Origin of the sequence: Flavobacterium branchiicola (assembly GCF_018383905.1) — a bacterium.
In the GTDB taxonomy this organism is placed as follows: Bacteria; Bacteroidota; Bacteroidia; order Flavobacteriales; family Flavobacteriaceae; genus Flavobacterium; species Flavobacterium branchiicola.
Genome location: NZ_JAGYWA010000019.1, coordinates 1 through 2,110 on the forward strand (window position 1 = coordinate 1; position 2,110 = coordinate 2,110).

At 48.4% G+C, this 2,110-nt stretch carries 1 rRNA gene; it reads right to left on the reverse strand.

Features of this window, described 5'->3' with window-relative positions:
- A 23S ribosomal RNA gene (locus KHA98_RS22690) occupies nucleotides 1-2,110 on the reverse strand; the annotation flags it as partial.

Below are 2,110 nucleotides of genomic sequence, written 5' to 3' on the forward strand. Positions count from 1 at the left end.
AGTCTCCAACCTATCCTACACATCATTTATCCAAGGTCAATACTAAGCTATAGTAAAGGTGCACAGGGTCTTTTCGTCCCACTGCGGGTAAACGGCATCTTCACCGTTACTACAATTTCACCGAGCTCATGGCTGAGACAGTGTCCAGATCGTTACACCATTCGTGCAGGTCGGAACTTACCCGACAAGGAATTTCGCTACCTTAGGACCGTTATAGTTACGGCCGCCGTTTACTGGGGCTTCAATTCAATGCTTCTCCGAAGATAACATCTCCTCTTAACCTTCCAGCACCGGGCAGGTGTCAGGCCCTATACTTCATCTTACGATTTTGCAGAGCCCTGTGTTTTTGATAAACAGTCGCCTGGACCTCTTCACTGCGGCCCCCATTGCTGGGGGCGACCTTTCTCCCGAAGTTACAGGTCTATTTTGCCTAATTCCTTAGCCATGAATCTCTCGAGCACCTTAGGATTCTCTCCTCAACTACCTGTGTCGGTTTACGGTACTGGTACTAATTACCTGAAGTTTAGAGGTTTTTCTTGGAAGCCCTTAGGCGCACTATCTCTTTGTCCGAAGACTCCGAGTACTATCGTATTTCACCATTCTCTACGGATTTGCCTATAGAGAATATAGCTAGGTACTTCAACGAACTATTCCGTCAGTTCGCGGCGCTTTCATCACTCCGTCACCCCATCACAGTAATTAGTAGTACGGGAATATTAACCCGTTGGCCATCGACTGTCCCTTTCGGGTTCGCCTTAGGACCAGACTAACCCACAGCTGATTAGCATAGCTGTGGAAACCTTAGTTTTTCGGTGTGCGGGTTTCTCGCCCGCATTATCGTTACTTATGCCTACATTTTCTTTTCTAACCAGTCCAGCATACCTTACGATACACCTTCAACCCTGTTAGAATGCTCCCCTACCACTTACAATTGCTTGTAAATCCATAGCTTCGGTAATATGTTTATGCCCGATTATTATCCATGCTCGTCCGCTCGACTAGTGAGCTGTTACGCACTCTTTAAATGAATGGCTGCTTCCAAGCCAACATCCTAGCTGTCTGGGCAGACAAACCTCGTTCTTTCAACTTAACATATATTTGGGGACCTTAGCTGATGGTCTGGGTTCTTTCCCTCTCGGACTTGGACCTTAGCACCCAAGCCCTCACTGCTGTGAAACATTATATAGCATTCGGAGTTTGTCAGGAATTGGTAGGCGGTGAAGCCCCCGCATCCAATCAGTAGCTCTACCTCTATATAACTATCATCAGCGCTGCACCTAAATGCATTTCGGGGAGTACGAGCTATTTCCGAGTTTGATTGGCCTTTCACCCCTACCCACAGGTCATCCGAAGACTTTTCAACGTCAACCGGTTCGGTCCTCCACTGTGTGTTACCACAGCTTCAACCTGCCCATGGGTAGATCACACGGTTTCGCGTCTAACACTACTGACTAAAGCGCCCTATTCAGACTCGCTTTCGCTACGGATCCGTGACTTAATCACTTATCCTTGCCAGCAACGTTAACTCGTAGGCTCATTATGCAAAAGGCACGCCGTCACCCCACGAAAGGGCTCCGACCGCTTGTAAGCGTATGGTTTCAGGATCTATTTCACTCCGTTATTCACGGTTCTTTTCACCTTTCCCTCACGGTACTGGTTCACTATCGGTCTCTCAGGAGTATTTAGCCTTAGCGGATGGTCCCGCCAAATTCAGACAGGGTTTCACGTGCCCCGCCCTACTCAGGATACCACTATTCATTACACTTGTTACCCATACGGGGCTATCACCCTCTATGGCCCGACTTTCCAGTCAGTTCCGGTTCCTTGTGCATAAAATGTCGTGGTCCTACAACCCCAACATTGCCGTAACAACATTGGTTTGGGCTAATCCGCGTTCGCTCGCCACTACTTACGGAATCACTTTTGTTTTCTTCTCCTCCGCCTACTTAGATGTTTCAGTTCAGCGGGTTTGCCCACCTATCGGTGTACTATGTCTTCAACATAGTGGGTTGCCCCATTCGGATATCTGCGGATCAATCGATGTGTGCTCGTCCCCGCAGCTTTTCGCAGCTTATCACGTCCTTCTTCGCCTCTGAGAGCCTAGGCATTC